23 protein-coding genes and 1 tRNA gene are annotated in these 24,477 nt (G+C 37.4%); 13 read left to right on the forward strand and 11 right to left on the reverse strand.

The genetic code is table 11. The features are described from left to right. The first annotated feature begins 172 nt into the window (after positions 1 to 172). The 8 genes from gvpA to FFO06_RS07750 all read left to right on the forward strand — a co-directional run bounded on the left by gvpA (position 173) and on the right by FFO06_RS07750 (position 5,654). A complete protein-coding gene (gene gvpA, locus FFO06_RS07715) occupies positions 173 to 388 on the forward strand; it encodes a gas vesicle structural protein GvpA (RefSeq protein WP_015080752.1) in 216 nt (71 codons plus the stop codon). 95 nt (positions 389 to 483) lie between these two features. Then, on the forward strand, positions 484 to 597 hold the full coding sequence (gvpJ, locus tag FFO06_RS22670) for a gas vesicle protein GvpJ (protein ID WP_442341970.1): 114 nt from the start codon (positions 484 to 486) through the stop codon (positions 595 to 597). 303 nt (positions 598 to 900) lie between these two features. Continuing rightward, positions 901 to 1,581, forward strand: a complete 681-nt coding sequence (gene gvpC, locus FFO06_RS07725) for a gas vesicle protein GvpC (protein ID WP_137907518.1) — start codon at positions 901 to 903, stop codon at positions 1,579 to 1,581. Between the two features lie 333 nt (positions 1,582 to 1,914). Beyond that, positions 1,915 to 2,973 (forward strand): gas vesicle protein GvpN, encoded by a 1,059-nt coding sequence (gene gvpN, locus FFO06_RS07730; RefSeq protein WP_137907519.1) that lies wholly within the window; start codon positions 1,915 to 1,917, stop codon positions 2,971 to 2,973. Between the two features lie 234 nt (positions 2,974 to 3,207). Further along, positions 3,208 to 3,945, forward strand: a complete 738-nt coding sequence (locus FFO06_RS21910; RefSeq protein ID WP_236097093.1) for a gas vesicle protein — start codon at positions 3,208 to 3,210, stop codon at positions 3,943 to 3,945. Between the two features lie 122 nt (positions 3,946 to 4,067). Then, complete coding sequence (locus FFO06_RS07740) at positions 4,068 to 4,535, forward strand: gas vesicle protein K (protein WP_137907520.1); 468 nt, start codon at positions 4,068 to 4,070, stop codon at positions 4,533 to 4,535. Between the two features lie 46 nt (positions 4,536 to 4,581). After that, positions 4,582 to 5,340 carry a gas vesicle protein GvpF gene (gene gvpF, locus FFO06_RS07745; RefSeq protein WP_137907521.1) on the forward strand — a complete coding sequence of 253 codons (759 nt, stop codon included), beginning with the start codon at positions 4,582 to 4,584 and terminating at the stop codon, positions 5,338 to 5,340. Positions 5,341 to 5,351: 11 nt separating this feature from the next. Continuing rightward, positions 5,352 to 5,654 (forward strand): gas vesicle protein GvpG, encoded by a 303-nt coding sequence (locus tag FFO06_RS07750; RefSeq protein WP_137907522.1) that lies wholly within the window; start codon positions 5,352 to 5,354, stop codon positions 5,652 to 5,654. A gap of 224 nt (positions 5,655 to 5,878) precedes the next feature. Here FFO06_RS07750 and FFO06_RS07755 read toward each other — a convergent pair whose 3' ends face one another. Beyond that, positions 5,879 to 6,196, reverse strand: coding sequence for a gas vesicle protein (locus FFO06_RS07755; protein ID WP_137907523.1), 318 nt, complete (start codon positions 6,194 to 6,196; stop codon positions 5,879 to 5,881). Between the two features lie 157 nt (positions 6,197 to 6,353). Between FFO06_RS07755 and FFO06_RS07760 the strand changes: the two genes are divergently transcribed. The 3 genes from FFO06_RS07760 to FFO06_RS07770 are packed head-to-tail and all read left to right on the forward strand — an operon-like array spanning position 6,354 to position 10,873. Continuing rightward, entirely contained in the window at positions 6,354 to 7,034 is a 681-nt protein-coding gene (locus tag FFO06_RS07760) for a GvpL/GvpF family gas vesicle protein (protein WP_137907524.1), read from the forward strand. A gap of 40 nt (positions 7,035 to 7,074) precedes the next feature. Then, positions 7,075 to 8,949 carry an ArsA family ATPase gene (locus FFO06_RS07765; protein ID WP_174782814.1) on the forward strand — a complete coding sequence of 625 codons (1,875 nt, stop codon included), beginning with the start codon at positions 7,075 to 7,077 and terminating at the stop codon, positions 8,947 to 8,949. Positions 8,950 to 9,007: 58 nt separating this feature from the next. Then, positions 9,008 to 10,873 carry an AAA family ATPase gene (locus FFO06_RS07770; protein WP_137907525.1) on the forward strand — a complete coding sequence of 622 codons (1,866 nt, stop codon included), beginning with the start codon at positions 9,008 to 9,010 and terminating at the stop codon, positions 10,871 to 10,873. A gap of 375 nt (positions 10,874 to 11,248) precedes the next feature. Here the strand turns inward: FFO06_RS07770 and mazG are convergent, their stop codons facing one another. Further along, the gene (gene mazG / locus FFO06_RS07775; RefSeq protein ID WP_137907526.1) at positions 11,249 to 12,049 is read right to left on the reverse strand and encodes a nucleoside triphosphate pyrophosphohydrolase; all 801 of its coding nucleotides are present in this window, start codon (positions 12,047 to 12,049) and stop codon (positions 11,249 to 11,251) included. A gap of 5 nt (positions 12,050 to 12,054) precedes the next feature. After that, the gene (locus FFO06_RS07780; RefSeq protein WP_137907527.1) at positions 12,055 to 12,639 is read right to left on the reverse strand and encodes a metal-binding protein; all 585 of its coding nucleotides are present in this window, start codon (positions 12,637 to 12,639) and stop codon (positions 12,055 to 12,057) included. 154 nt (positions 12,640 to 12,793) lie between these two features. Here FFO06_RS07780 and FFO06_RS07785 point away from each other — a divergent pair. Then, positions 12,794 to 12,866: transfer RNA gene (locus FFO06_RS07785), tRNA-Val, on the forward strand. 340 nt (positions 12,867 to 13,206) lie between these two features. On the opposite strand, the gene FFO06_RS07790 is transcribed toward FFO06_RS07785, so the two are convergent. Then, complete coding sequence (locus FFO06_RS07790) at positions 13,207 to 13,791, reverse strand: Uma2 family endonuclease (RefSeq protein ID WP_137907528.1); 585 nt, start codon at positions 13,789 to 13,791, stop codon at positions 13,207 to 13,209. A gap of 427 nt (positions 13,792 to 14,218) precedes the next feature. On the opposite strand from FFO06_RS07790, the gene psb34 reads away from it, so the two are divergent. Then, positions 14,219 to 14,389 carry a photosystem II assembly protein Psb34 gene (gene psb34, locus FFO06_RS07795; protein ID WP_137907529.1) on the forward strand — a complete coding sequence of 57 codons (171 nt, stop codon included), beginning with the start codon at positions 14,219 to 14,221 and terminating at the stop codon, positions 14,387 to 14,389. Between the two features lie 98 nt (positions 14,390 to 14,487). On the opposite strand, the gene FFO06_RS07800 is transcribed toward psb34, so the two are convergent. From FFO06_RS07800 to FFO06_RS07830, 7 genes are all read right to left on the reverse strand, one after another. Further along, the gene (locus FFO06_RS07800) at positions 14,488 to 15,174 is read right to left on the reverse strand and encodes a DUF4276 family protein (protein ID WP_236097094.1); all 687 of its coding nucleotides are present in this window, start codon (positions 15,172 to 15,174) and stop codon (positions 14,488 to 14,490) included. Further along, positions 15,152 to 16,429 carry an AAA family ATPase gene (locus FFO06_RS07805; RefSeq protein ID WP_236097095.1) on the reverse strand — a complete coding sequence of 426 codons (1,278 nt, stop codon included), beginning with the start codon at positions 16,427 to 16,429 and terminating at the stop codon, positions 15,152 to 15,154. The genes FFO06_RS07800 and FFO06_RS07805 overlap by 23 nt, the downstream gene beginning before the upstream one ends. Positions 16,430 to 16,450: 21 nt before the next feature. Then, positions 16,451 to 16,963 carry a CDP-diacylglycerol--glycerol-3-phosphate 3-phosphatidyltransferase gene (gene pgsA, locus FFO06_RS07810; RefSeq protein WP_137907530.1) on the reverse strand — a complete coding sequence of 171 codons (513 nt, stop codon included), beginning with the start codon at positions 16,961 to 16,963 and terminating at the stop codon, positions 16,451 to 16,453. Positions 16,964 to 17,210: 247 nt separating this feature from the next. After that, the gene (gene glcD / locus FFO06_RS07815; protein ID WP_137907531.1) at positions 17,211 to 18,689 is read right to left on the reverse strand and encodes a glycolate oxidase subunit GlcD; all 1,479 of its coding nucleotides are present in this window, start codon (positions 18,687 to 18,689) and stop codon (positions 17,211 to 17,213) included. 367 nt (positions 18,690 to 19,056) lie between these two features. Next, positions 19,057 to 20,418 carry a lipopolysaccharide biosynthesis protein gene (locus FFO06_RS07820; RefSeq protein WP_137907532.1) on the reverse strand — a complete coding sequence of 454 codons (1,362 nt, stop codon included), beginning with the start codon at positions 20,416 to 20,418 and terminating at the stop codon, positions 19,057 to 19,059. A gap of 404 nt (positions 20,419 to 20,822) precedes the next feature. Continuing rightward, entirely contained in the window at positions 20,823 to 21,389 is a 567-nt protein-coding gene (gene cysC, locus FFO06_RS07825) for an adenylyl-sulfate kinase (protein WP_137907533.1), read from the reverse strand. Positions 21,390 to 21,520: 131 nt separating this feature from the next. Continuing rightward, entirely contained in the window at positions 21,521 to 24,451 is a 2,931-nt protein-coding gene (locus FFO06_RS07830; protein WP_137907534.1) for a thioester reductase domain-containing protein, read from the reverse strand. Positions 24,452 to 24,477 lie beyond the last annotated feature (26 nt).

Raw genomic sequence — 24,477 nt, forward strand, 5'->3', positions numbered from 1 at the left:
TTATCGCTTCTGTTGAAACCTACTTGAAATATGCTGAAGCAGTTGGTTTAACCCAATCCGCAGCAGTACCTGCTTAATTTTAATAACCAGATTTCCCAATTTGGAATAACTATCAAGGTGTAGTTTTAATAGTTATTCCCCTTACTCACAACAACAACAAGGACTTAAAACAATGGCAGTTGAAAAAACCAATTCTTCCTCCAGCTTGGCAGAAGTTATTGACAGAATTTTAGACAAAGGTATCGTCATTGATGCTTGGGTTCGTGTTTCCTTAGTTGGTATCGAATTACTAGCAATTGAAGCTCGTATCGTTATCGCTTCTGTTGAAACCTACTTGAAATATGCTGAAGCAGTTGGTTTAACCCAATCCGCAGCAGTACCTGCTTAATTTTAATAACCAGATTTCCCAATTTGGAATAACTATCAAGGTGTAGTTTTGATAGTTATTCATATTTCTAACAACAACAACAAGGACTTAAAAAAATGGCAGTTGAAAAAACCAATTCTTCCTCCAGCTTGGCAGAAGTTATTGACAGAATTTTAGACAAAGGTATCGTCATTGATGCTTGGGTTCGTGTTTCCTTAGTTGGTATCTAATTACTAGCAATTGAAGCTCGTATCGTTATCGCTTCTGTTGAAACCTACTTGAAATATGCTGAAGCAGTTGGTTTAACCCAATCCGCAGCAGTACCTGCTTAATTTTAATAACGAATATTCAGAATTAAACATCAATTTAATTCTGATATTGATTCTACTTTTTTTAATTATCTATAGATTTGGAAATCAAGATCTTTCAAAGGATATTACAAAAAAGTATGAATCCTTAAAACATATTCGCTGAAAAAATTGCCAGTGAATGTATTCGATGCCAGTTTACTATTTTATTTTCTGGAGAATTTCATGACTTCTTTAATGGCAAGAATCCAACAAGAGCATCAGTCAATAGCTAAGAAAGTGGCTCAACTAGCTCTAGAAACTAATGAGTTCTTGTCCGCTACCGCAGCGCAAAGACAAGCACAAGCTCAAAAACAAGCTCAAGAATTGCTAGACTTCCACAAAGAACTTCAAGCAACAACTGAGCAGTTCTTATCAGAAACAGCCCAAGCAAGACAAGCACAAGCTCAAAAACAAGCTCAAGAATTGCTAGACTTCCATAAAGACCTTCAGGCAACAACTGAGCAGTTCTTATCAGAAACAGCTAAAGCCAGACTTGCTCAAGCCGAAAAACAAGCTCAAGAACTGTTAGCATTCTATCAAGAACTTCAAGCAACAACTGAGCAGTTCTTATCAGAAACAGCTAAAGCCAGATTTGCTCAAGCTCAAAAACAAGCTCAAGAACTGTTAGCATTCTATCAAGAACTTCGAGCAACAACTGAGCAGTTCTTATCAGAAACAGCTAAAGCCAGATTTGCTCAAGCTCAAAAACAAGCTCAAGAACTGTTAGACTTCCACAAAGAACTTCAAGCAACAACTGAGCAGTTCTTATCAGAAACAGCTAAAGCCAGATTTGCTCAAGCTAAAGAACAGAAGGAATCTCTCGTTAAGTTCCGTCAGGATTTGTTTGTAAGTATCTTTGGTTAATCTATACTCTCAATAATTCAATTTATTGGAGAATAGGGTTACATAATAAAACCCCCAATCTTACAGTTAAAAAACTGGTAAGATGAGGGGGTGATTAATAAAATTCAACAACAACAAGTTTTGGTGTGAGAGTTAGGTAGCCTATATTTATACTGTTTTTCTGTCAGAGTAAACAATTAGTTAGCATTAATGCTCCTAATTTTATAAAAATAGGCATCCTACCTCATCAAACCAATGATATGATATTAGCGCATAAATTTTAAAAAAGCATTATATCATTCTTTTTTTCCCACCCATCTTAATTTTTTCTTAACTGTTTACCATATTCAACTTATGAGCATCACCAAAGTTAATCATAAAAGAGCCGTTCTTCGTCTTCGTCCAGGTCAGTTTGTAGTCACACCTGCTATTGAGCGAGTAGTAATTCGGGCGCTGCGTTATCTCAGATCAGGGTTTCCTATTCACCTACGGGGACCTGCAGGGACAGGAAAAACAACTTTGGGTATGCACTTGGCTAACTGTCTTGACAGACCAGTGATGTTACTGTTTGGAGATGACCAATTTAAAAGTTCCGACTTAATTGGTAGTGAATCCGGTTATACCCACAAAAAATTACTGGATAACTATATACACAGCGTTGTTAAAGTCGAAGATGAATTTAAGCAAAATTGGGTTGATTCCCGTTTAACTTTAGCTTGTCGTGAAGGCTTTACTTTAGTATATGACGAATTTAACCGTTCACGTCCTGAAGTTAATAACGTCCTGCTGTCAGCATTAGAAGAAAAAATTCTCAGTCTTCCTCCCAGCAGTAATCAGCCAGAATACCTGAGTGTTAATCCCCAGTTTCGGGTAATTTTTACATCAAATCCAGAAGAATATTGCGGAGTTCACTCCACGCAAGATGCTTTAATGGATAGATTGGTTACCATTAATATGCCAGAACCGGATGAGATCACTCAGACAGAGATATTAATTCAGAAAACAAACATAGGCCGAGAATCTGCTAACCTAATAGTTAGGTTGGTCAAATCATTTCGTCTGGCCACGGGGGCAGAAAAAACTTCCGGTTTACGGTCTTGTTTAATGATTGCTAAAGTCTGTGCGGATCATGATATTCCGGCTTCAATAGAAGATTTAGATTTTCGAGAAATCGCTATGGATATTCTGTTTAACCGCGCTCAGTTGTCTATTAGCGAGTCCACTGATATTTTTGTGGGGTTGCTTGAGCAATTCTCAGCAGAAGAAATTCAAGTATTAAATGATACTCTTCCTTCTACCGATGAACTTTTGATTAACAATTCCCAGTTTACATCTCAAGAATTAGTTATTCAACCAAATACAGAATTGGCAAATGATATTCCCCAGGAGTTACGCAAAACAGAACAAAATTAGGGTATTAACCTTAGGCAAGAATAGGGTTTTCACTCATATCTTGTTTAAGTCCTGTTCCTTGTAAAAATTAAGTTTGCAACTACCTGGTTAAGCAAAAAAGTGAAGGATGAACGGGAATTCAAAAAGCCTTAAACATAGAGCGCGACATGAGCATAAAAGCTCTATGTTCTTTGCATAAAAATTTTTAGCTTGCAAAGTCAATCGTGTTTATACCATTCAAGAGTTTAATCATTTGTGAATTCTAATCCAACACTGCCTACACGTCATCAAACAAACTCAAGTCGAACTATTAATACATCTACCCAAGGTTCGACTTTAGCGGACATTCTCGAAAGAGTTTTAGATAAAGGGATTGTGATTGCTGGGGATATTTCTATATCTATCGCGTCCACCGAACTGATAAATATTCGGATTCGCTTGTTGATTTCCTCCGTGGATAAAGCCAAGGAAATGGGTATTAATTGGTGGGAAAACGATCCTTATCTCAGCGCTAAGGCTCAAGGTTTGGTTGCAGAAAATGAACAACTTCGGCATCGTTTAGAAACTCTAGAATCCAAACTAAATTTGCTAACATCTTCTAGTAGTCTCAATGAGGAAATTCCCCTACCAACCGATACTAAAGATGATTTTTTCCAAGAGAAGGAAGATAATCTATCACCTTTAGATGCACCGATTGAAGTTCTAGATTTTCAAGCTCAAACCAGTCAAGAAGATTCATCACCTGTAGATACACAAGTGGAAATTATGGATATCCAAGTTGAAGGGAATCAAGAAACTCCATTATCTTTAAACCCAACAATAGAAATTACAGATTTCCAATCAGAAACTAGTGAAGAAACTTCACCGATAGATCTGCAAGTTGAAAGTAATCAAGAAACTCCATTATCTTTAAACCCAACCATAGAAATTACAGATTTTCAACCAGAAAATAGTGAAGAAACTTCACCGATAGAACCAACGATTGACCTTTAACCTCAACTGAAAATGTAGGAGTTATGAGTTATCCACATCTAATTAATCAAAGCTGAGACTTTTAAAACTTTAATAGTCAACTTGTATCAAAGACATTTAAAACTTTAGGTTGCATCATCAAAATGCTTTCCACTCCAGCTGATAACTTCGATGAGTCACTGACTACCGTTTCTAAATCTAAGAATGAAGCCGGTTTAGCCCCTTTGCTTTTGACTGTATTAGAATTGCTGCGTCAGTTGATGGAAGCTCAAGTAATTCGGCGTATGGAAGAGAATTTACTCAGTGAACCTGAATTAGAACGGGCAGCAGACAGTATTCAAAAGTTAGAAGCACAAATATTACATTTGTGTCAGACTTTTGAAGTTGACCCAGCAGAGTTGAATGTAAATTTGGGAGATTTTGGTACTCTTTTACCACAATCTGGCTCTTATTATCCAGGAGAAACTGGTAGTCGCCCTTCCGTACTGGAATTACTAGATAGGCTTTTAAATACCGGAGTTGTTCTAGACGGTGAGATAGATCTAGGTCTAGCTCAACTTGATCTTATTCACGCTAAATTACGATTAGTTCTGACATCAAAACCAATTTAATACTAGTTTATCAGTCCTAATTTTAGGTTTAATTTATTTAAAACTTATGAACACAGATTTGGCTCATAAAAATTTTGGTCTTTATTTGTATGGCATTTTCCCAGACATAATTCCTGAAACTCTTGAGATTAAAGGATTGGATGGAAAACCTGTTCATAGCCAAGTAGTTGATGGGTTTACTTTTTTATATTCACAGGCCTGTCAAGAAAAATATTTGGCTTCTCGCCGTAATTTGTTAGCTCATGAAAGAGTTTTAGAACAAACAATGCATGAAGGTTTTCATGTTCTTTTGCCTTTGCGGTTTGGATTAGTTGTTAAAGATTGGGAAACAATCATGAGCCAACTAATTAATCCTCATAAAGAACAATTACATAAATTGTTTGAAAAATTGGCAGGACAAAGAGAGGTAAGCATTAAAATTCTGTGGGATGCTAAGGCTGAATTGCAAGCCATGATGGAGTCTAATCATGAGTTGAGGCAGCAGCGCGACAACATGGAAGGTAAAAAGCTAAGTATGGAGGAAGTGATTCAAATAGGACAATCAATTGAAAGTAATTTGCAAGCCCGTAAACAAGCTGTAATTGAAGTTTTTACCAGAGAGCTAAATCCTTTGGCTCGAGAGATTGTAGTCAGTGACCCCATGACGGAAGAAATGATTTACAATGCAGCCTTTTTGATTCCCTGGGATAGTGAACCTCTCTTTAGCGAACGCGTTGAAGCAATTGACAAGAAATTTGGTACTCGCTTGCGTATTCGCTACAACAATTTTACTGCCCCCTATACATTTGCCCTGCTTGATTCATAGGAGTTATGACGATGCTGACGCAACTTTTGCTATTGCCAATCATGGGTCCACTTAATGGAGTTGTCTGGATTGCAGAGCAAATCCAAGAACGGACTAATACTGAATTTGATGCTCAAGAAAATTTGCATAAACAATTATTAAGTTTACAACTTTCTTTCGACATTGGCGAAATTTCTGAAGAGGATTTTGAGATTCAAGAAGAAGAGATTCTTTTGAAAATTCAAGCCTTGGAAGAGGAAGCACGCTTGGAACTAGAAGCTGAACAAGAGGAAGCACGCTTGGAACTAGAAGCTGAAATTTACACCAATAATTGACACATATAAGCATCTTGTTACACTATAGGTGACGGGACAGAAAATATATCTCCCCCTCTACCGGATTTAATCCCCTAAAGATACGGTAATTACGAATTGGGAATTATACTATAACTAGTACAATATTCAAGTAGAGTTTAAGGCGATCATAAAAAAACCCGCATTAGCGGGTAAATTGTTGAAGATGTATTCATATTTTGCCAAATTGATCAAGATGTCGGATTTTAATATTCAATCTCAAAGGTTTGGTAATTATTCGATTCAACAAAGGTGTTTGGACTCACTATGTTTTGAGTAGCACTAGGCTGAGGTTGACGCAATTTTTTAATCGTTTTCTCTGTATCCTCTATCTGGCCATTAAGGATGTCCAACCGCTGTTGCAATACATTAGTCCGTTCCTTGATATAACATAGTTCTCTCTGAATACGTTGCTTTTCCGTCACCATTTTATAAAGCTCTAATTGACTTGAAGCATCAGATTGATTTCTGGGCATGGTACTAACTTTAGCTCTGATAATACCGGGATTGCGAACATTTCTCATGAAAAATACCTGAATATTTCCTAGCATTATAACTAAGTTTTTGTTATTGTAAATCCCTAAATTATCGAGGTATAGATGAAAAAATTTATTCGGTATGGCAATGAATATGAATCTTAGGTAATTAATACCAGCAAATATTTTTATCTAGGTAAAATATATGGAATTAGAAAATTTCTACACTTATGCTTTTTTAGAAATACCCAGATTTCCCTTGGTTTTGCCACAAGGTGCTGCTAGTCAAGTAATACTGATTAATGGTTCGGGAATGTCGGCTATTGTTGAGCGAGGAATATCCTTAGAATCATTTCAAAATAATGATGAAAAAATTATCCAGATGGCTTTATCTCATGATCGAGTGATTTGTGAACTTTTTCAACAGGTTACGGTTTTACCTTTGCGTTTTGGAACTTGTTTTACTTCCACAAACAACTTACTAAATTATTTAGAATCCCATAGACAAGAATATCAAGACAAACTAGAAAAAATCAATGGTAAAATTGAATTTACTTTAAAATTAATCCCGCGGACGATGGAAGAACCGGCAGTATTGGAAAGAGGAGGTAGGGATTATTTTTTGGCTAAAAAACAACGCTATCAAGACAAAAATAACTTTAGCATTGCTCAAGCTACAGAAAAACAAAATCTGATTGATTCAATCACTAAAGTCAATCAATTACCACTTGTTATTCAGGAAAAAGAAGAAGAAGTAAATATTTACCTATTGGTTAATTCCCAAGATAAAACTTTGCTTTTAGAACAATTTTTAAATTGGCAAAAAGCCTGTCCACGTTGGGATTTACTTTTGGGAGACTCTCTTCCTCCGTACCACTTTATTTAATGATTATTTATTAGTCTTTTAGTGATTTATTAAGTTTATTATGAACCAGTACGACTCATTTCATTTAATCATGTTTAGTGGTAAGGGTGGAGTTGGCAAAACTACCACTTCTTGCACTTTTGCTCGTTATTGGGCAAAACAGTTCCCGGAAGAAACAATTTTGTTACTTTCTACAGATCCGGCACATTCTTTAGGAGATGTATTACTGACAGAAGTGAAAGATTATGCTTCACCATTAACAGATTTGCCTAATTTAAGTGTTCAGGCTTTAGATGCTGAAAAACTGCTATTAGAATTTAAGGCCAAATATAGCAAATTTTTAGAAATACTGGTTGAGCGAGGAAGTCTAGCTGACGGACAAGATTTAGCCCCAGTTTGGGATTTGGACTGGCCTGGTTTAAACGAATTAATGGGATTACTAGAAATCCAACGTCTACTATCTGAAAAAAAAGTAGACCGCATAGTAGTTGATATGGCTCCTTCTGGTCATACCTTAAACCTGTTGCGATTGGAAGATTTTTTAGATGTGATTTTAAACTCATTAGAGTTATTCCAAAAAAAGCATCAGGTGATCACAGAAACTTTAACCGGACGTTATACTCTTGATGAAGTTGATGACTTTTTAGCCGATCTAAAATTTCAATTAGCGGAAGGTAGACGACTACTACAAGATGATCAATTTACAGGTTGTATAGTTGTTGCGGTTTCTGAACCTATGTGTTTTGCGGAAACTGAGCGATTTATCGAAAGTTTAAAAACCTTAAATGTTCCCTATGGTGGCATAGTAATAAATCGAATTGTCAGTGATTCATCTATAGAGCCAGATCGCTATGCCGAACAGCAAAGCTTTATCAATAAATTCTTGAAAATTTCTCAAAATAAACCCGTTTTCATAGTACCACAACAGCAATTCGCACCATTAGGGGGGTTAGCATTAGATAATCTAGCAGCACAAATTCAATATATTGATCATGTGGAACTCGCTGCTCCACCACCAATTCAATGGCCGACTAAAATTCCACCTAGCTTTACTGACTTTGTAGCCGAAGGCTGTCAACTAATTGTTGTCGGTGGCAAAGGAGGAGTTGGTAAAACCACGGTGTCAGCAGCCATGGCCTGGGCTTTTGCTAATCGTTATCCTGATCAAAAAATTCGCGTAATTTCCATAGATCCTGCTCATTCCTTGGGAGATGCTTTTGGTGAAAAATTAGGACATGAACCAAAATTATTAGCTCCTAATTTAACTGGACAGGAAATTAATGCTGAGAAAATATTAGATCAATTTCGTGCCGATTACCTTTGGGAATTGGCGGATATGATTAGTGGTGAAGGAACAGAAGCAGACGCAACAATAAATATTGCCTATCTTCCAGAAGCTTGGCGGCAAATTATGTCTCAAGCTTTACCAGGTATTGATGAGATGCTATCCCTAATCACCATTATGGATTTATTAGACAGCAACCAGCAAGATTTGATTATTCTAGATACAGCACCCACAGGTCATCTTCTGCAATTTTTGTCAATGCCAACTGCATTAGGAGATTGGTTATCTTGGATATTTAAGCTGTGGATGAAATATCAGAATGTCCTGGGTCGAGTTGATTTCATTGGCCGGTTGCGAAGTCTGCGCCAACAAGTTGTTAAAGCTCAAAAGAAATTAAAAGACCCAAAGCACACCCAATTTGTGGGTGTAATTCAGGCAGAATCTGCAATTATAGCTGAACACATCCGCTTAACGGAATCTCTCAAAACTATAGGAATTCAACAGCGTTATGTGGTACAAAATCGCTACACTCAAGATGTAGAGATTGAGAGCAGTTTGTTTTCACAGCAAACAATTATTCGCTTACCTAACTTACCCAGATCCGTCGAACCCATTGCCAGAATTAAAGCTGCTGCCGATCTTTTATTTTAAGTGGATAATATAGTCAAGAAAAAATGGTTTTTTTAGAGTCAATTTTTGGAGGAATGTGATGAGTGATTTATTCAAGGGATTCGAGCAGTTATTAGAACTGGTAAAAACTCTCGAAGAAAAATCAGAAAACGGAGAAATCAAAACCAATGTCCAGTTTAACTCCCGCCCATTAAGCAGTATTCCCAGAACAGGAAATATCCCCCGTAGCAGTAATATGGGGGGTAATATGGGTAATATGGGGGGTAATATGGGTAATGACGTGGGTACAAGTCGGATGAACACTCAATCCCCCCCGGCTTCTGGTGCAGGTCCCTCAGATCCAGTTGTTCCTCCCGATCCTACTTCAGGTATTGCTCTTAAAGATATCGGTGGACTGAGCGAAATTCTTAAAGAACTCAAAGAACTGGTTGCTATTCCGTTAAAACGCCCTGACCTATTGGCTAAATTAGGACTAGAACCCACCCACGGCGTATTATTAGTTGGTCCTCCAGGCACCGGTAAAACTCTCACAGCCCGGGCTTTGGCTGAAGAACTGGGCGTTAACTACATTGCTATTGTTGGTCCTGAAGTCATCAGTAAATATTATGGTGAAGCGGAACAAAGATTGCGCGGTATTTTTGAAAAAGCCGCCAAAAATGCTCCCTGTATTATTTTTATTGATGAAATTGATAGCCTCGCTCCAGACCGCAGTGCAGTAGAAGGGGAAGTTGAAAAGCGCCTCGTTGCCCAATTATTAGGCTTAATGGATGGTTTTTCCCATAGCCCAGGGGTGATTGTTCTCGCAGCTACCAACCGCCCTGACCATCTTGATCCAGCCTTGCGAAGACCAGGACGATTTGACAGGGAAGTTCAGTTTCGCATTCCTGATATCAACGGACGTAAAGAAATTCTGCAAATTCTCACCCGTTCTATGCCTTTGGATAACACCGTTGACCTCGATTTTATCGCCGAGCGGGCGGTGGGATTTGTGGGGGCTGATTTGAAGGCTGTTTGTCAAAAGGCGGCTTATAGCGCCCTCCGTCGTCAAGTTCCTTCTATAGAGGTGCAAGCTCCTGAAAACATGACGGTTACTCAAACTGATTTTTTACAGGGACTAAAGGAAATCAAACCGGCTGTGCTTCGTAGTGTGGAAGTTGAAGTTCCCCAAGTTGCTTGGGATGATATTGGTGGTTTAGAGAATATTAAGCAAACCCTGCGAGAATCTGTAGAAGGGGCGCTACTTTATCCAGAACTTTACCTACAAACTAAGGCTATTGCTCCCAAGGGGATTTTGCTATGGGGTCCTCCGGGAACTGGTAAAACTTTATTAGCCAAAGCTGTGGCTTCCCAGGCCAGGGCTAATTTTATTGGTGTCAATGGACCGGAATTACTAACCCGTTGGGTGGGTGCGAGTGAACAAGCAGTGCGGGAATTATTTGCTAAGGCTCGACAAGCAGAACCCTGTGTTATATTCATTGATGAAATTGATACATTAGCTCCAGCAAGGGGAAGTTACAGCGGTGATTCAGGCGTGAGTAACCGGGTAGTAGGGCAATTATTAACTGAATTGGATGGTGTAGAGGCGGGTGCAAGTATTCTGGTCATTGGGGCTACAAACCGTCCTGATGCTCTGGACTCAGCGTTATTACGGGCAGGTAGGTTAGATTTACAACTTAAAGTAGATTTGCCTGATTTAGCTAGTCGTTTAGATATTTTGCAGGTCTATACTGAGGGACGACCATTGTTAGATGTGAATTTAACATATTGGTCTGAAGTCACAGAAGGTTGGAATGGCGCTGATTTAGTATTGCTGTGTAATCAAGCTGCTGTGGAAGCTATTCGCCGTTTCCGAGCGCAAGGACAGACAGATCCTGCTGATATCAGAATTACTAATGATGATTTTCAATATTCTCATCAGGTTTTAGTCAGTCAACGTCATGCTTAGTTAGATTCTCGCTGTTACCCCTGGCTGCAAGGAATTTGTCCGGGGGTCGGAAAGCATAGAAAAGTAAGTACAAGGGACATACTACTGGTAATTGTTTTCAGCGTCGCTACAACTGGATAGAATTGTTATGAGTTGATTTAGCGATCGCTTTACAGCAGTTTCGGATATTATAAGTTACAGATATTAATGATAAAAATCTTGTGGTGCGGGCATCTTGCCCGCCAAAGTGTACCTCACCCTTATGGTAATCCGCTTTATTGAATTTAGTTATTGATTGTGCTTTTGAGTAGCAACTAGCAACTAATTTGCAAAATCAGCATTAGACAACTCCAAAATAAGGTTTCTGAATAACGCATATTTAAATTTACCTGATGTCTAATGACCAAGTTGGGCTTTAGCCTGTTGCCACAGGGCATCTAATTCTTCTAAACTATAATCTGTCAACGGACGTTCAATCACATCCTCCATTTTTTGCAATCGTTGAATAAATCGCTGACTTGTCCCTTGTAAACCCGCACTAGGATCAAGTTTATGCCATCTGGCAATTTGAATAATGGCAAATAGTAAATCACCTAATTCGGATTCTTGTCTTTCTTTGGTTTCTTCAGCTAAAGCCTGTTGAAATTCCCCTAACTCTTCATGAAATTTGCCCCAAACTTCATCTACATTATTCCACTCAAAACCAACCTGAGCAGCTTTTTCAGATATCTTCATGGCCGCATTTAAGGGGGGAAGACTACGACGATAACGATTTAATTTATGACTGAGTTTTTGCTCTTCTACAGTTTCTCCTTTTTCTGCTGCTTTAATCGTTTCCCAATTTTTGTGTACCTCTTCCATACTTGCCACAGTCATATCAGCAAATACATGAGGATGACGACGTATTAACTTTTGAGCAATCCCCTTTGCAACTTCTTGCAGAGAAAAATCACCCGCTTCACTGGCAATTTGCGCCTGTAATACTACTTGTAATAATAAATCACCTAATTCTTCAGCAATAGCCTGTTTATCCCCAGTTTGAATCGCGTCTACTACCTCATAAGCCTCTTCAATTACATAGGGAGTTAGACTTGATGGGGTTTGTGCCAAGTCCCAAGGACAACCTTGGGGAGATCGCAATTTCGCTACTATATTTATTAACTCTTGTAATGCCTCTAAAGTCTGATTAACTGCCATATTTTTTACCGCTTTTTGACACTGCGACGACTGGGGCTAACTTTACGTTTCTTAATTTTGCCACGGGGGAGTAAACCTTGAATACCCTGTTTTTGAAATCGTTTATAACCGGAAACAGTCCAATCACTACAAGAATGGCTCATTGCACCGAGTTCACAGCCGACAAAGAGGGCAAAAAATTCTCCATAATACATATAGATGGTCTTCCCCACAGTTCCCCACACTTCGCCCCAGTTCCAAGCCACATTTCCCAACTTGGTGAAAATCATCACCAGCACAATGGCCACCAATGCTAAAAAAGTTGTCAGATACACCACTCTTAAGGTTGTACCAATAATCGGACCGTGAGATAAAAAAGACCGATGGCGCAGACTTTTTTGATAAGGTAGCCAAATCCACCGCAGAACACCCCAACGCTGAAATTGACGGGAGTAAATATCCAAATCGGGACCAAACATCAGCCCCCCAAACATAAACCCACCCGCCACTAACAAAGTCATATTACTGCTGTGAGTGGAAATCAACGTTATACCCGCCACAACAGGCATAGACCAGATAGTAATGCGATCGTGCGTTTGACCAGAGGGCATCTTGGCAAATTAAAAATATCAAATTAACAGTAAAACCCTCAATTAGTATAGCTCAATCCCGTTCACATCAGCCTTTCCCAATCCCCAAAAAAATTTTCTCAAAAGACTTGCAAAATTTTCAAAGGCTATGCTATATTAATTGAGTAAAGAAAACGGGCGGTTAGCTCAGTTGGTAGAGCGCCTGCCTTACAAGCAGGATGTCATCAGTTCGAGTCTGGTACTGCCCATTTAAAAAAACACAATCCCGTTTTCATAGCAGTTTACAACTTGTTTGTGAACTGCTAAAACATTTTGTAGCTAAATTTTCAATTTCATTGATTTTCACCCATCTTTGCTAACTTTCCACTGGAAACCCGCTCAAGTGGTTTTTTTTATGGCTGCTGTAGCCGAGATTTTTTCTGGTGCTGTTTCTTGTTTTTGCGCTTTTTTATATATCTTATTAAGCTTTTATGTAAGGGTTTTTACCCGTTTTAACTCTTTTTCTTGCACCTATTCATCTTCTATCCCCTCAAGTCATTGATTTGTCACGGTGTTTATTCAGCAAGCCCTAGTTAGGTAATGCTTTTATTATTCCCCATTCTCTGGTTCAAGATTTAAACCGCGATAGATTTGTTCAATGGGGAAGCTGAGATTGATGCTTTTTAGTTCAATGGTGTCACCTTCTCCATAGTTAATAATCATCCATTGTCCTGCATCATTTTTGTGATACAAATCTATTTCCATCGCAGTGGAACTAACCAACAGGTAATCTTTCAAGACCGGGTTATTTTGATACATTCTGAATTTGCCGCCTCTGTCGTAGGCTTCGGTAGTTTTTGAGAGAACTTCAATGATTAAGCAGGGGTAGGTAATATATTGGGTTGTGGTTTTATCGCGATCATCGCCGGTGACGCTAATATCGGGATAAGTGTAGTTATTTGTGCCAACAATATTAACTCTCAGGTCAGAGTTACCTGTTATGCAACTACTAGCGTCTAAATGGGTATCAACCATAGTCGCAAATCGAATTGCAATGCGGCTATGATTAACGCTACCGCCAGTCATGGCGTAAACTTGACCGTCGATCAGTTCGTGTTTTTCTAGTTGCTTTTCTTCCCAAGTGAAATATTCTTCTGGGGTGAGGTGAGGGGCGTTGTCTTTAGCTGCGATCATGGTTCGTTATCTCCTACGGTTTGCAGTTGCTTGGGGTCAGTTTGGCTCTGGGTTAGTTGATTTAATTTTAACAATGCTGTCAATTTCATCCAAAATTAGCTGACGCAAGAATGAGGGTTATAGTGTTGTTGACGGCAAAGTTATGGGTAAAGTCACAAGCAGTTCACAACTTGTTTGTAAACTGCTAAAACATTTTGTGGCTAAATTTTCAATTTCATTGATTTTCAACCACCTTTGCTAACTTTCCACTGGAAACCCGCGCAGGTGGGTTTTTTTATGGCTGCTGTCACCGAGATTTTTTCTGGCGCTTCCAGGTAAGCAGCACTTACTTCTAGCATCAATTATTTTTTTGTCAAGTTCTATTGACACTTTGTAAAGATATTGTTATATTAGTTTACATAAAGTAACAAACCCAAGAAAAAACATTATGTATACCACAAGTGATGAAAAAGGCATTCTTAACAACTATGCCAAAGAACCCAAACTTTACTACGCAGAATTTCCTACAAAAGCGCAACAAAGCACCTATGCCTTTCAAGGTGTAGTAGCAATATTATTTTTAACTTCTATAGTTCTAATTACCTTGGGGGTTAGCTAAAATTTCCCGCTTCGGTATTTGTATCTAATCGTCATTCAAATTTTCTCCTAATTAACCCTGGTCAGTTTCGCCAGGGTTTTTTATTGCCATTTCTTGCTTTACTGCTCACTTAAACGTCGAAGCTGATCTCGAAAATAACAAAAGCTTGGTGATTGATTATTATCAATATCCATTAGAGGAGATATCTTTTCAGCCCAAGTTGTTTTCTCTTTACCAATTACCTGATCAGGAAGTTGAGACAACTTTTGACAACCACCAGGATATACTGCGTCGGCTAACTTCTCCCATGTGCCACAAATATCATCATTAGCATAAGAATTTAGGGTTGCTAGTTTGGCATTTGGATAAGCCGTCTTTACTGCTGCTAAATCACCTAAATACCATGCTTCTCCTTCCTCAATAGCAATACAAAATTGCGTCTTTGGTTTAGGTTCACAAGAGTCTACAATATTCAGTAATTCTTTGCGAAAAACACTCAAACATCGGTAATCAAGATCGCAAATAATGATCAGAACAGCATGATAACTAGGGGGATAACTGGCAAATGTTTTACCATAGCCTTGAATAAGTCGCGGTAATTGGTCGAGCAAAATTCGTTTTTGGGGATCAGAATTAGATGTAAGATTTTTAGGAATATGCCCTATTCCTTTGTAAGCATGAATATTAAATGTGTGTTGTTCGGGGTTAATAATTTTTGGAACAAGAATATCAAGAGTAGTTTTGCCAGAAATATCCTCAACTAATATCTCAAAGTGCATATATTCACCTTGCGTCCAAGTAGTCACTGTACCAAAGTCCACCCAGGGGCAAACCCTCAGAAACAAGATTATTTATCAGAGGATCTTCACTAGCCCGCTTAATTTTAGCAAATCCATCCTCACCCTTTTCTAATACCCAAACTTCTTCAGGTTCAAGAGCATCTACAAAATATGGTTGATGTGTTGTCACAAATATTTGTGACCCACCTTTCTGACCTCTAGTGTGTTCTCGAAATTCTCTGGCTAGGGTTTCTAAAAGTTTATGATAAAGTCCATTTTCCGGTTCTTCGATACACAAAAATGGTGGTGGTGAAGGGTCTTCTAACATCAGAAGATAGGCAAATACTTTGAGTGTACCATCTGACATTTGTTGAGAGTAAAATGGGTCTTGAAATCCCTTGTCGTTGAAACACAAAAGCAGTCTTCCATCTGGACTTGGGTAAGTGCTAATCTTGTTGACACCAGGAATTTTATTCGCTATTTTTTCCAGTATGGATTGAAACTTTTTGGGATGTTCTCTTTCCATAAATTGAACTACATTACCTAAATTATCTCCATGAATATTCAAATGCTTTTGTGGTCCGGCTAGAGGTAAACTGCGGGCAGCATCAGGTGTAAAATAGCTTAAATACCACCCTTCAATAAATCTTCTAAACATAGAAATTCGGGGATGTTGTTTAAGTGAACCTAAAGTAGCAATTCCCAGTTTTCGGTGATCATCAAGTTCAACTACTTCGGTTTCTTTACTTTCTTCTTCTGCTTCACCTCTTTGGATTTTATCCATTAAATCTGACACATCAAAATCATCTTGCTTACCTTGTTGTTCACCTTTCCATGCGATTCCTCTGCCTTCATTGAGAATTAAAAAAGAAAAAGGTTGTCCCTTACCTTGTCCTATTCTGCGTTGTCTCAGTCTCTCTTTTTTTACATAAGGTCTTTGAAATGAGTCAATATCTATGGCTAATTCATAAGTAATTGGTCGGGCATTACCATCTTCTTTATAATAGATTTCAAACTCAATACTTCCCTGTTGTCCTTGAGAGAGAATTTTTTCAAACCCACCACGACCATGAGCATAACAAGCTTCTTCTACTCCATTTTTCAAGCAATCAGCAAGAAAGCCAAAAATGTCAAAAATCGTGCTTTTTCCCACGCCATTCTTACCAATAACCGCTGTCATTGGTGTTAATGGCTTGGCACTTTGTGTATTCCACAATTTCCCCAAGGTAATATCACGAATAACTCTGTAATTTCTAACTCTAAAGCCTTCTATTCTAGACATTTAATTTGCTCTACTTTGATTTTACTCACTAATTTTTTGAGGAATGAGATAAATTATTCCTGAAATAATCGTTAATATTACCGATATCCAAAAGGCAATTAAAATAGGAGTTTGCCAAATTGGAGATAAGGGAGCAATTAGGAGAGATATGGCAATAATTTGACTAACTGTTTTCAGTTTACCCCAAATATTTGCACCAGTGATAGTAGTTTGATTAACTCGCCAACCAGCGATCGCTAATTCCCGTGCTAAAATTATAAAAACTCCCCAAGCTGGAATTTTTCCTAATTCTACTAATACTAATAATGGTGCAAGTACCAATAATTTATCTACCAAAGGATCAAGAAATTTACCTAATTCACTAATTTGATTCAATTTTCTGGCCAAATATCCATCCAACCAATCAGTTAGAGCCGCAATTAAAAATATAGTTAAACATATCCATTTGGCTTGATTTGTAGGATTGTATAAACCGTAGAGTAGAAAAGGTATTCCCAGCAGTCGAGAAAAAGTAATCCAATTAGGTAAAGTCATTAGAAAAATGTAATAACTCAGGAGTAAGGAGGAAGAATTAAAGACAGAGAAAAATAGAGAATTAGGAAGGAAATACAGGTGATCAAAACTGTATTTCATAATACCAGGAATAGCTACAGCAAGTTTAGCTTGAGTAAAGTACATATTATGCGGGCAAGATGCCCGCACCACAAGAGTTTTATCATTAATATTTGTACTTCATAATAGCGGTAACTGCTGTATATATTCCTGATTCCTAACTTTTTTGTTAAAATCTTTCTACATCTGGGAATTTTTGAATAGATACTTTTGCCGCTTCTCCACAAGTGCGAGGAGTAGGAAAAATCTTACCAGGATTTGCTAAACCTTGGGGATTAAATACCTGTCTTACCCATTGCATTGTTTCTAAATCAGCTTGACTAAACATATCTGGCATATAGCATTTTTTATCAGCACCAATACCATGTTCACCAGAAATACTACCACCCACTCTTACACATAATCTGAGAATTTCTCCCCCCAATTCTTCGACTTTTTCCAATTCTCCATGTATGGAATTATCAAATAAAATTAATGGGTGTAAATTACCATCTCCAGCGTGAAAAACATTAGCAATGGGATAACCATATTGATGACTTAACCGCTCAATTTCTTGGAGAACATAAGGTAATTGAGTGCGAGGAATTACACCATCTTGTACATAATAATCTGGGCTAATATGTCCCGCAGCGGCAAAAGCTGCTTTTCTACCTTTCCATAATTTTAATCTGGTTTCTGGGTCACTGGCACTAGTCACATTTCGCGCTCCATTGTTTTGACAAATTTCTTTAACTCGCTGTTTATTAGCAGAAACTTCGACTTCTAAACCATCAATTTCTACTAATAGAATAGCCGCAGCATCACGAGGGTAACAATTAGTAGCCACCACATCTTCTACAGCATTAATACTAATATTATCCATCATTTCCATACCACCAGGAATAATGCCCGCGCTGATAATATCAGAAACCGTTGCAGCAGCCGCATCTACACTGGTAAAATCTGCTAATAAAACACAAATTGATTCGGCAGTTTTGAGAATTTTTAAAGTGATTTCTGTCGCAATTCCTAAAGTACCTTCTGAACCGACAAAGACACCTGTTAAATCATAACCTGGAGTTTCGGGAATTTGTCCACCAATATCAACAATTGCACCACTAGGAAGGACTATTTTTAAACCTAAAACATGATTTGTCGTTACACCATATTTTAAACAATGTACCCCTCCTGAATTTTCGGCGATATTACCACCAATAGAACAAATAATTTGACTAGAAGGGTCTGGTGCAAAATAAAAACCAGCGCCGCTAACTGCTTGAGTTACCCAACTATTAATTACTCCGGGTTGGACAACAGCCCGTTGATTTTCTAAGTCTATTTTTAAGATTTGTCGCATTAATGAAGTGACAATTAAAACAGAATTTTCTGCTGGTAAAGCACCACCGGATAAACCTGTTCCCGAACCTCTAGCAATAAAGGGAACGGAGAATTGATTGCAAATTTTGACGATTTCTGATACTTGTTCTGTGGTTCTTGGTAAGACTGCGACGGGGGGACATTGTTTATAGCTGGTTAAACCGTCACATTCATAGGTAAGGAGTTCTTCTTTGCGTTGTACTACACCTTTTTCTCCCAGGACTGCGACAAATTTTTTGATTATGGGTTTCCAGTTTATGGTTTGAGTTTTGGGTGATTCTTGGGTAAGCATAGAGTTTTTTATCTGTGGTAGATGTTGATGATAGCAAAATATTGATTTAACTGATTTAAATACTTATTATATCACGAAACCGATGTTACTTTAAAGTCTTCTATTTAAATATGAAGATTTATTAATAGATTTATTAATAGATTTATTAATAAATATTGTCAGTAAATATTGTTAGAATCAGGATGTCCAGGATTAAAGGATAAACAGGATAAAAATATAGATATTTTAATGATTTCGGAAAATTGTTTGATAGTATTGTGGTAACATTTTGTTGTTTTTGGGGCTTTCGCGCCCCTATTTTTTGTATTTTTTGCCTTCTTAATTTTCTCAAATTATTGCCACATACATTTTATCTTTAACCGCATTGTTACCCGTTAAGGGTTTTCTCAGACTCAGGCGCTGGATTGAAAAAACCTACAAAAATGGAAGGATTGATTTTAATATGTTTGACGACTAAGAAACTTAACCAAACATTAGAGATAATCATAGTCACGCTAGTGGCGATCGCAGATCCGATCATCCCTAAAGTAGGTATAGCGATTGTGTGTAAAACTAAATTAATGATTAAGCAATAACCAATCACAGGTAAGGATTTTTTGTGATGACCTGTCATGACCATTAAACAACCGACCGAACCACATAAAGCATCAAATAATCTACCTATAACCAATATCTTCAGCGATAAATTAGCATCAACAAAGTCTGGTCCAAAAATACTCAATATTGGTTGAGTAAAAAACATTAAACACAAAGAAATCAGTAAACTAGGCCAAAATATCCAGTAATTAGCGGTGGTAACGAGTTTTTGTAAACCGGGAATATCTCCTTCAACATACAAAGTTGCAAACCTGGGTGCAGATATCTTATTTAAGATCACCAACACGATAATTATCCAGTGAGCAGTTCTGACTGCGGCGCTATAAATACCTGCTTGTGCTGGACCGAGGAAAGAACCAACCATGAGAATATCAGACTGCTCTAAGATAGTAAAAAATGCTTGCTGTAGCAATAAAGTAATAGAGATTCCTAACCATTCTTGAGTAGAATAAATCGGGGTAGCTGGTTCAATATCATTATTTACTTTCTGATGCAGCAACCAAAATTGCACGATAACTACAATAAATAACGTAGTTATAGCGACACAAATCATTGGTAAGCTAGTGAGAAGATAGCCTTGTTTTGATAAGAAATATCCCCCACAAAATACTAAGATTGGCCAGATTATTTCTGATGGGATGAAAGCTAAGGTGATTGTTGCCATTGTTCTAGCTGTCTCCATCTGCAAATGCACTAGAGATTGCAATGGTAATAATACCATTCCCACTAACATGGGTATGCCATATACAAAGTTATAGTTAACACTCAAATACCAGACTATCGCTGCAATGATGAGAGCTAGAAATGTGCCTCCCAATAGGGATATAAACCAACTAAACCGCAGAATACCACGTAAACGTCCCCAGTCGTGTTTAACTCTATATTCTGAAATTAAACGCACAGATGTACGAGGTAAACCTAAACAAGCGGGGATTGCTAAAAGCAAAGCCCAAGAATTAACATATTCATAAATACCATATTCAGTTTGTCCCATCCATTGTGCTAGACAGATTTGCACTAAATAAGTTATCAATATATTACAAACTTGGATGCTTAGAGCTATGGTAGCATCTTTAGAAAATGCTTCTAAGAGAATATTCTTTTGGGGTTGATAAAGTGAAGATTCAGTCATATCAATTTTAGATTTTAGATTTTAGATTTTGGATTTTGGATTGACTCTACATCTAGGGCTTGCTGATAGCGTAGCGTGGCGTTAGCCATATAAACCTAAAACCATTTATTAAGAAAGGGTTTCGCGGATTTTTACCACAAAAAAGTGCCAGGTTTTGGCTAATTGTGTCTCAAAATGAATTGCATTTTTCTTTGTCGGATTTGGAAAATTGAGGATATCCAAACAGTTAAAACTGTTCCCTGTTAAGAGTTAAGAGTTCCCTGCCCTCACAGACAACTTATTCAGCAAGCCCTATCTATATGAAGTTGAACAACTAAAAATTAAAGTCGGTTTCAGATAGATATTTATACCAATCTTAAACCTATTATTAAGGTTTCCAAGAATTTAATAATTACCAATTAACTTTAGACATTAGTTAATTGAGCTTTGGGAATATCACATACTGGAATATATCCCATTTTTTCCAAGTAATGTATTACCTTAACAACACTTTCATCAATACTTTCCCGTTCTGTATTACAAATAATTTCTGGATTTATAGGTTCTTCATAGGGGTCATCAATGCCTGTAAATCCTTTAATTTTTCCAGATCTAGCTTTGGCATATAAACCTTTAACGTCCCTGTCTTCACAGGTTTCTAAAGATGCTTTAACATAAACTTCTACAAAATTTTCTGTCATCTGTCTTACTTTTTCTCTCGTTTCTCTATAGGGACTAATAGCAGAAACAATGACAATTACTTGATGACGACTCAACAGACTGGCCACAAATCCAATGCGATGAACATTAATATCCCGGTCTTCTTTGCTGAAACCTAAACCTTGGGAAAGATGAGTTCTCACCACATCCCCATCTAAAACTTCTACTGGACAACCTCGTTTTTTTAATTCCAATTCTACCCCCTGAGAAACGGTAGTTTTACCAGCACCACTTAACCCTGTAAACCATAAGGTTAATCCAGAATATTTCATGTTAATTTCCTATTTTTTATTTTTTGAATGAACCCGATATTTAAGAATCAAAACTTAGTACAAGACTGATATTTAAGTTTTATTAGCGTTGGTGCTTAAAAACTCCATATACTTCCGATACTCTCTACTCCCTATCTCCCTATCTCCTCCTTCGTTTTATATAATACCTGTGCCATGCCATTAATAGTGGGATGTTTAAACAACTCACCTACTGAAATTTGACTATGAGATTCACTACTTAGTTCCCGAACGCAGATTTGTTGTATTTGCTGACAAATCCGAATCATGGCTAAAGAGCGACCTCCTAAGTCAAAGAAATTGGTATGGATACCAATTTTTTCTACACCAAGCACCCCTTGCCAAATAGCCGCAATAGTTTCCTCGATTTGGTTAGTAGGAGCTATATAAGCTATTTCAGGTTGGTGAACAGGTATATTAGTTTTGACTGACCTTAATAAGGGTAAGTCTAATAATTTTCGTTCTGGATTGGTGATAATATCTGTCAGCAAAATTTGAAAATTCTGGAGTATTTCTAAGATTGTAGATTCTTGGAACAGATCTGTTTTGTAGCGGATTATTGCAATTAGCTGCTGCTGTTTCTCTTTCATAGAAAGGGATAAATCAAAATTAGAGATTCCTTCATTCATCTCTACTAAGCTTATGTTTGCTTCTCCTAGTTTTTGAGGCAAACTGAGAACATTTTGCAAGGTAAACATCACTCGACTGAATATCTTACTAGATATATTGACAGATGTTTCTAGCTGTTGAAAAGATAAATGTTGAAATTCTTGCGCTTCTAAAGTAACTCGACTGACTCGACTGAGTAATTCTAAAAAACTAGGATTTTGTCCAAGATTAGTACGCAGAAGCACTAGATTACTAAAGTAGCCTATTAGCTTTTTGGTTTCATTTTGCTGACGACCAGCAATCGGTGAAGAGAGGATAATATCTTCTTGTCCTGAATATTGATAAAGTAACATCTGAAATCCTGCTAATAAAGTTACAAATAGAGAAACTCCTGCTTGGTGACTTAAGGTTTTCAGATTTTCAGTTAATTCTTGTGGTAACGCTAGTGATTGAAACGCTCCTCGATAGCTAGGTATTTGAGAGGATGGAAAATCAGTAGGTAATTGCAGTGGAGAAATATCACCACTTAATTGTTGTTTCCAATAGTTAATTTGAGATTCGAGGACTTGACTTTGCAACCATTGTCGTTGTGATTGGGCAAAGTCTACATACTGAATAGGTAATTCCGAAAGAGGTGAGGGTTTTCCAGTACAAAAAGCTGTGTATAGAGTTGCTAATTCTCGCATCAATACGGTGCCAGACCAAATATCAGTCACAATATGATGAGTTATTCGCAAAAGTAAGTGTTCTTCTGCTGATAAACAGAGTAGTTTGACACGCAATAATGGACCCTCAATCAGGTTGAAAGGTTCTTGTGCTAATACAATTGCCAGTCGTCGAATTTCACTTTCTTGTTCTGAAGATGAAAGTTCTTGCAGGTCGATTGTTTGTAACTCAAAGGTGGGATCATTGGTAATGACCTGCACAGGTTGTCCATTCACCAAATTAAATGTAGTGCGGAGGATTTCATGTCGTCTAATTATTTCTATCCAACTTTGCTCTAAAGCAGTTATATTCAGTAAACCTTGGAGACGAAAAACTGCACGTAGATTATGAACAGGATTGCCAGGGTCTAATCTATCAATTAACCACAGTCGTTCTTGTGCAAAGGACAGAGGTAAATTTTGATTGCGAGGAACGGGTTGAATTGCAAAAGCTTGATTTTTTGACTTAATACTAGTTGTAATTGCTTTCCAGAAAGCGGGAGTTTTGGTACTGTTTACAGATTTTTCTGGCAAAGTGGGAAAATAACCACTGTGACGAAAATACTCCAGGTAAGTAGTAATTAATTTTTTGTCTACCAGAGGGCAAATAATTGATGTTCCTGCTAACCCTGCTAAAGCATAATGTGTATCAAACTCTGGTTTCTTTTTCGTGAGAAATGTGTCTGAAGAACTCAACAGCAATAGTAAAGAGGAATAAAGATTATCATGGGGATATTTAGTAGCGTAATCCCCAATTGTCACTAAAAAATCATCATAGCTAACTTTCTGTAAAGGATAGCCAAAAGAGTCAATAGCATCAAACCAATCATGCCAATTAATTTGCTGAGAATTTGTTAAATGAAATGTCTGATTTGAATATTTATCTAACAGGGACAAATGAACAACAGCTTGACTTACATAATCAACTGGAACCAAATTTAGATCTGTTTCAATTATGGGGAACTTCTTTAATTTAATACATCCTTTCAGCAAAATACATAAAGCATCTTGGAAGTTACTATTAATTCCAGTTTGGCTATGTCCCATGATTCTTGAAGGTCTATAAATACAAGCAGGTAATCCTCTTGATTGCGCTGTCATCACTAACTGTTCTGCTACCCATTTACTTTGTCTATAACCCCCTGTCAGAGTCAATAATTCAGGTATATCTGCTTCTTTTACTGGTTGCAGTGGATTAAACGCAGAATTGAAAAAAATGCCTACCGTGGAAATAAAATGGACTGGTTTAGTTTGTGAAAGACTAGCTAAGTAAAGTACTTCTTGAGTACCTAAAACATTAGTAGGTTTTAAAGTTGAGTAAGGACAAGCAGAATTAACCCAGGCTCCATTGTGATAAATAATATCAATTTGATTGGCTAATTCATGAAAATGTTCTTTTGTCAGACCAAATAGGGGTTGAGCTAAATCTCCAACTACAGGAATAATTCGGGAACTGAGCTTTTCTTGCCAAAGGGAATAAAGTTGTAAATGCTCTTTAATTCGTTTTTGTCCTGATGCAACATCACTGGTACGAATTAGACAATAAATATCTGCCGTTGTTTTCTGGAGAAGTTCCTCTAGTAAATAAGCGCCAAGAAAACCTGTTGCTCCTGTTAAAAAGATAGATTTGGGAGCTTTTAAATTTTTAGATAAGGGATTCTTAAATTGAATAGAGGGATTTAAAACAGCCTCTGCTTGTAAGTTAAAGCTTTGAATATCAGAATTTATCATATTTGCTTATATTTGTTTATAAATTG

Source organism: Dolichospermum planctonicum, assembly GCF_005402965.1.
Lineage (GTDB): Bacteria > Cyanobacteriota > Cyanobacteriia > Cyanobacteriales > Nostocaceae > Dolichospermum > Dolichospermum planctonicum.